This is a genomic window from Microcystis sp. M53598_WE2, assembly GCF_030067735.1.
Taxonomy (GTDB): Bacteria; Cyanobacteriota; Cyanobacteriia; order Cyanobacteriales; family Microcystaceae; genus Microcystis; species Microcystis aeruginosa.
On sequence record NZ_JASJFE010000896.1, the window covers coordinates 1 to 5,397 of the forward strand.

Genomic DNA, 5,397 nt, shown 5'->3' on the forward strand with positions numbered 1-5,397 from the left:
TTTAATAAATCTTTACATTCCTCTCCCTAACTAGCGATTAAGATTTTGGGTCTTTTTGATTGTACCGATAGCGATCGCCCCCCTCGCCGCTAGGTTAAGCAACACCCCAACCCAACGCCAAAGGCGGATGGCAACAGCTTACAGAATACCTATTCCCTAGGGAATCTATCTTTAGAATGATTTGAAATATGCTAAGTTGAGATACGATGTCACGATCGCATCTAGCCAGTACCATGAGTGAAATTAGCATCGGGGGAAAAGTCCGTCTGATTGCCATTCCCCCTTACCTGAAAACCGCCGATCCCATGCCTATGTTACGGCCGCCAGAGCTGCTCAATATCGACGATATCGGCACGGTAATCGATCGCCGGCCGGGGGGTTATTGGGGTGTAAAATTCGATCGAGGCTCATTTCTGCTCGATAGCAAATATTTAGAAGCCATTTAAACCCGTTAAGTGCATCGCAGTCAAGACAACTTTTAACCAAGGTAAAACTATCGGTCATTGGCTGCCAGGAACTGCCTGCTTGGATGATTAAATCTCTGAAACAAAAAATTATACCCAGTAAATCAGTCTAGTTATATCCAAGTGATCGGTAATCCAGAATAATAATAACCTAAATTTATGGAACTATGCTCTGTTTCCCAATCTAACACCTGTTCCACACGCTGATAAATTGCCGCAGCTTCCTCACTAGAATTGCCGATACAAGTTAACCCTAATTTACCAAATTCCGACAGCGCACCCATGAGATGAAAAACTGTTCCTGTTTTACTGCTACTATCAAAATGCAAGTGATGTTTAGCAATAATATCCATTAAATCATCGGGAAGTAAACCTTTGTATTGGGTTTTGTGGAGATTATCGGAGGCAATATAATACTTTTCCTGGTGAGGTTGACTGAAAAATAATCCAGTTTCTCGATCGTATTTACCATTAGTTAAAAGTTTCAAAGTCATAAAAGGATGGGTGGTTCCTCCTTTTCGCAGATTAATTTCGATCGCCTGTAAATCCCAGACTAAAGTTTCTGGATTTTTCACAGCGACGAAATCAACTCCATAGCGTTCAATTGCCCCCTTGGCTGCCAGAATTTCCCCTATTTTTAGGCCTAATTCCTGTAATTGCAGGCGATAATTTTCATCAGCGGGAAAATGACAACCTAGATAAATTTGACCATCGGGACCGCCTAAAATTTGATCGTGAGTGGAAAGAATATTCACTTCTCCCGTGGGTGTAATATAACCCTGCACACTCGGCGATCGCTTTTCTTCTCCTTCAATAAAAGCTTCGACAATTGCCCCTAATTCAGCAATTCTGCCGGAAAAACTGTCCCAATTTTCATCCCTTGCTTGAAAACTCATTTTCTCTAATTGTTTGGCCAAGAGATTCATTTTCTCGCTTAAATCTAGGCTGTTACTATCAACAATTTCCGCTAAAGGACGTAAATCTAAAACTGCATTTCCTTCTCCCGATAACCCCTCATTTAACTTAACTACCATGCGTTTTAGTTGCGGTTGACGGGACCACAAACTAGCGGCTTCGTATAACAAATCCTTGACCGTATTTACCTGTAAACTACCGTCAGGATGGGGAATATTGCCTTGACCAAAAATCTCGCGACTGCCACTTTTAGAACCCCAATACAATAAGTCTGGACTACAGGCAAATAAAGGAATATCTAATTGTAAAGACAATTCTCGCTCTAAATTAGTAGAATTAAAACAAACCATGTAGGCACGATCTCGACGCAACGCTTGCCGGATTCTTGCTACTAAGCGCGGTCTTTCCAGAATTTTTTGGGTTAAAGGTTGAAAAGAGTTATCGTGAGTTGTCAGTAATAACAGACGATTATTAGCATGGGAAAAAGGAATCCCAGGCAACAATTGCAGGTAATAATCAATCACCATCCGCGCCAGTGGCTGCGCTGTTACATAGATTAAACGAGTTTTCGGGTGTCGCAACCGAATCAGAGAAAATAATAATCTTTCTTCGTAATGTAAAAAACCCGCTACTTTTTGACCGACTCTCTGATCGATACTAAAAGAAGGGACAACTAGGATATCATAATCCCATTCATCGGATTCGGGAACGTTTTCTCCCTGCCAAATCTCTTTTAATTTTTCTTGTAATTCTTGATACCGCAGACGCTTTCCTAGCATCAAATCTCTATCTAACAGCATGGTTTGTCCCACCTCTGTGGTTGCAGACACCTGTATCTTATCGATTTTTAGAGCCTGTCGTCTCCAGTGCCTTTCTTTTCTTAATATTCCCCCAGTCCCTCCGATCGTTGCCCTTAAAAAGGGATACAGTGGACTCTGTATCCCCTTTAATCACCTGAGATTGCCTTTAACCTAGCGGGTGGAATAAGAGATCGGGATAAAAGCGATTAAATTCGATTAAAATCCCGGCGGTGAAAGTCAGCAGCGCCATAATTAACACGGGTGCGGACGAGAGAAATTTAGTAAGTCCTTCCATCTGAGTTCTCCTAGGGAATAAAAAGTCAAGGGTTTGACACAAAAATTAACGAGGGGAAACAGTAATTTCCGAATCCTTAACGGTTAATTTACCGGAAGTGGCTTCTTGTAAAGCCGCCAACGGCCAGAGGAACCCCGTTAACATTTTGCTCAAAGCGAGGGGAACATCGATGATGATTTCCTTCATTTCGGCATCTTTACTGTCGCGCACGGCGATTAAATAGGCCCGACCAACCCAACCGATCCAACCGGCAATGTACAGGAATAGGATGCTAGGGATAAAGAAATCGCCCATGTGATCCCAACGACCATCAACAATTAGGTGAGGATAGCCTTCAGGTCCACAGAGAGCTTGGGAGTAGGTTTGAGCGCGTTTGGCTCCCGATTCGGGGTCAGGAGTGGTGTTGCGGAAACTCTTCGCTTTTTGTAGGAAAGCGGGATTTTCGCTACAAGGGGTCAGATTAGACAAATCAGCCGACGCTGGAGCGGCAAAGGTGAACCAGAGAGATAGCACCAGGGCCAGAGCGAACAATTTTCGCATAAATTGTTTCCTTTTGTTACGAAATATGAAGTTCTTTGTTCAAAAAGCGAACAATTTGATCGTACACGGAAAAAATCTTACTCCGATGAGGGATACGAGTAAAGTTTCTATTACAAAACTATACGCAAAGCTTCAGACCCCTGTGATATGAACCACCACTTGCCTTTGGTGACGACTCTGACGGTGTTCCCAGAGATAGATACCTTGCCAGATGCCTAAAACTAATTTACCTCTAGCGATCGGGATTTGTTCCGATGTCCGGGTTAGGACCGAGCGAATGTGAGCGGGCATATCGTCTGGCCCTTCGGTAGAGTGATAGTAGAGACTGCTATCTTCCGGGACTAACTTAGCGAAGAAATTGGCCAAATCGGTGAGAACATCGGGATCGGCATTTTCTTGGATCAGCAAAGAAGCGGAGGTGTGACAGACAAATATACTGCATAATCCCGTCGTTATGCCCGATTCAGCCACGATCGCCTCTATGGGGGCAGTGAGACGATGGAAATTCTTGGGACTGGTGGCAATTGTCAGGGATTTTTGATATTGACGCATGGCAACCGAATCAGGGAGAAATGGGGGTGGGGGGGATTGTCCTCGATAGCAAAGGTTGTCCCGCTTGCAAGAGATCGTGAAGGTTCACCACTGCACCGATAACAGCGATCGCCGGGGATTCAAAGCTGGTGGCTTCGATCAGGTCCATAATTGTGCTGAAAGTACCGATTAATTGCTGTTGTTGGGGTGTTGTTCCCCAGCGAATCAGGGCGATCGGTGTTTCTGGACTTCTGCCGGCCTTGGTTAACTCGCCGATAATATAGGGTAAATTATGCACACCCATGTAAACGACAATTGTTTCCGCACCGTCGGCGATCGCTGACCAGTTAACTTGAGGACGATATTTACCCGCCATCTCGTGGCCGGTGACGAAGGTAACGGAAGAACTATAATCGCGATGGGTGAGGGGAATACCGGCGTAGGCAGGCACGGCAATTCCTGAAGTGATCCCTGGCACGATCTCGACGCTAATTCCGGCCGCGATCAGATCGAGCATTTCTTCACCCCCGCGACCGAAAACAAAGGGATCACCCCCCTTGAGACGAACAACCACGGCATTAGTCTGGGCCTTCTCGATCAGTAAAGCGGTGATTTCCTCCTGTACTAGAGAATGACGACCGCGACGCTTACCCCCATGAATTTGTTCGGCCCGGGGGTTAATCATGGTCAGAATCGAGGGGCTAACTAGGGCATCATAGAGGACAACATCGGCATTTTCTAGGAGAACTTTCGCTTTTAAGGTCAACAAACCGGGATCTCCGGGACCAGCACCGACGAGATAGACCTTACCACAACTTTCTGATTGATTCATAGATACTGGGGAGAAAATTCCTGCTTCGATCGAATGCGCTTGATCCCTACTTTATTGTGACTGGGGCAAAATTTGGTATTTTTGACTACAGTTACTCGGCGATCGTGCGCTTTCTTCGTGAAGAATTATGATCTTAACATTACTTAACCTTTTATCTAGCGATCGCTCTGATCCTAAATCTTGTTTAACAGGTATGGGGGAGAGCGGGTTTTTAAGGTTGGATTGGGAGTTAATCATACTATTAAAAACCGATTCAGTATAACGGTGAAGTTAGGCAATTGGTACGACTTGGAGGCGTAACCCAAGTGATTGTAAGACCTTAAGAACTGTGGCAAACTCTGGATTGCCTTCGATTGACAAAGCTTTATAGAGACTTTCACGCCCCAACCCTGTTTCACGGGCAATATGTGTCATCCCTTTAGATCGAGCAATATCACCTAATGCTGCTACCACTAAGCTTGGATCGCCATCTTCAAGAGCTGCTTCAAGATATGCAGCTATATCTTCTTTTGTTTCGAGATGTTCTGCCGCATCCCAAGGATAGGTTTGGATAGTAGCCATAAAAATCTCCTATAAGTCTTGTGCTAAATTTAATGCTGTTTTGATGTCCCGTTCTTGAGTTTGCTTATCTCCTGCTGCCAAGAGGATGATCAAGGTCTCGCCTCGCTGAATGAAATACACCCGATAGCCTTGGCCATAATCGATCCGCAGTTCCGATACACCTTTTCCTACTGGTTTAACATCGCCTGGATTGCCCATAGACAGGCGACGAACACGAATGTCTATACGTGCTTTTGCTTGGCGATCCCGCAAATTGCTAAACCACTGAGAGTAGGTTTCGGTCTGGCGAATTTCAATCATGCCTTAAGTGTATCCTATGGGATACAGAAGGACAAGCAATAAAAATAAGGTGCGTTCATAAAATGTAACGCACCCTACCAGATCGGCGTGCTGCTACGCAGTGCCTTCGGCATCGCACTTAATTAAGGATAAAAACTAGGCTTTAACTTTTAAAGGAAA

At 44.7% G+C, this 5,397-nt stretch carries 8 protein-coding genes; 1 reads left to right on the forward strand and 7 read right to left on the reverse strand.

What is annotated here, in order from left to right; genetic code table 11:
• Positions 1-233 precede the first annotated feature (233 nt).
• Positions 234-446 carry a regulatory protein SipA gene (gene sipA / locus PX636_RS18255; RefSeq protein WP_002777112.1) on the forward strand — a complete coding sequence of 71 codons (213 nt, stop codon included), beginning with the start codon at positions 234-236 and terminating at the stop codon, positions 444-446.
• Positions 447-577: 131 nt separating this feature from the next.
• On the opposite strand, the gene PX636_RS18260 is transcribed toward sipA, so the two are convergent.
• The 7 genes from PX636_RS18260 to PX636_RS18290 all read right to left on the reverse strand — a co-directional run bounded on the left by PX636_RS18260 (position 578) and on the right by PX636_RS18290 (position 5,238).
• Complete coding sequence (locus tag PX636_RS18260) at positions 578-2,179, reverse strand: peptide ligase PGM1-related protein (RefSeq protein WP_004162530.1); 1,602 nt, start codon at positions 2,177-2,179, stop codon at positions 578-580.
• A 166-nt stretch (positions 2,180-2,345) separates the two neighbouring features.
• The gene (psaJ, locus tag PX636_RS18265) at positions 2,346-2,474 is read right to left on the reverse strand and encodes a photosystem I reaction center subunit IX (RefSeq protein WP_002738148.1); all 129 of its coding nucleotides are present in this window, start codon (positions 2,472-2,474) and stop codon (positions 2,346-2,348) included.
• Between the two features lie 45 nt (positions 2,475-2,519).
• Positions 2,520-3,014: a photosystem I reaction center subunit III gene (locus tag PX636_RS18270; RefSeq protein ID WP_004163740.1), complete on the reverse strand. Its 495-nt coding sequence runs from the start codon at positions 3,012-3,014 to the stop codon at positions 2,520-2,522.
• 132 nt (positions 3,015-3,146) lie between these two features.
• Entirely contained in the window at positions 3,147-3,566 is a 420-nt protein-coding gene (locus PX636_RS18275) for a secondary thiamine-phosphate synthase enzyme YjbQ (protein ID WP_002757262.1), read from the reverse strand.
• 10 nt (positions 3,567-3,576) lie between these two features.
• The gene (gene cobA, locus PX636_RS18280; RefSeq protein ID WP_288118192.1) at positions 3,577-4,377 is read right to left on the reverse strand and encodes a uroporphyrinogen-III C-methyltransferase; all 801 of its coding nucleotides are present in this window, start codon (positions 4,375-4,377) and stop codon (positions 3,577-3,579) included.
• Positions 4,378-4,647: 270 nt separating this feature from the next.
• Positions 4,648-4,938 (reverse strand): addiction module antidote protein, encoded by a 291-nt coding sequence (locus PX636_RS18285; protein ID WP_002757266.1) that lies wholly within the window; start codon positions 4,936-4,938, stop codon positions 4,648-4,650.
• A gap of 9 nt (positions 4,939-4,947) precedes the next feature.
• A complete protein-coding gene (locus PX636_RS18290; protein ID WP_046661678.1) occupies positions 4,948-5,238 on the reverse strand; it encodes a type II toxin-antitoxin system RelE/ParE family toxin in 291 nt (96 codons plus the stop codon).
• Positions 5,239-5,397: the final 159 nt, after the last annotated feature.

What these genes read in the sequence shown, in the direction of transcription:
- PX636_RS18260 (WP_004162530.1), bottom strand. Translation starts at nt 2,179, where the DNA reads ATGCTGTTAGATAGAGATTTGATGCTAGGAAAGCGTCTGCGGTATCAA.
- PX636_RS18285 (WP_002757266.1), bottom strand. Translation starts at nt 4,938, where the DNA reads ATGGCTACTATCCAAACCTATCCTTGGGATGCGGCAGAACATCTCGAA.
- PX636_RS18270 (WP_004163740.1), bottom strand. Translation starts at nt 3,014, where the DNA reads ATGCGAAAATTGTTCGCTCTGGCCCTGGTGCTATCTCTCTGGTTCACC.
- PX636_RS18290 (WP_046661678.1), bottom strand. Translation starts at nt 5,238, where the DNA reads ATGATTGAAATTCGCCAGACCGAAACCTACTCTCAGTGGTTTAGCAAT.
- PX636_RS18275 (WP_002757262.1), bottom strand. Translation starts at nt 3,566, where the DNA reads ATGCGTCAATATCAAAAATCCCTGACAATTGCCACCAGTCCCAAGAAT.
- psaJ (WP_002738148.1), bottom strand. Translation starts at nt 2,474, where the DNA reads ATGGAAGGACTTACTAAATTTCTCTCGTCCGCACCCGTGTTAATTATG.
- sipA (WP_002777112.1), top strand. Translation starts at nt 234, where the DNA reads ATGAGTGAAATTAGCATCGGGGGAAAAGTCCGTCTGATTGCCATTCCC.
- cobA (WP_288118192.1), bottom strand. Translation starts at nt 4,377, where the DNA reads ATGAATCAATCAGAAAGTTGTGGTAAGGTCTATCTCGTCGGTGCTGGT.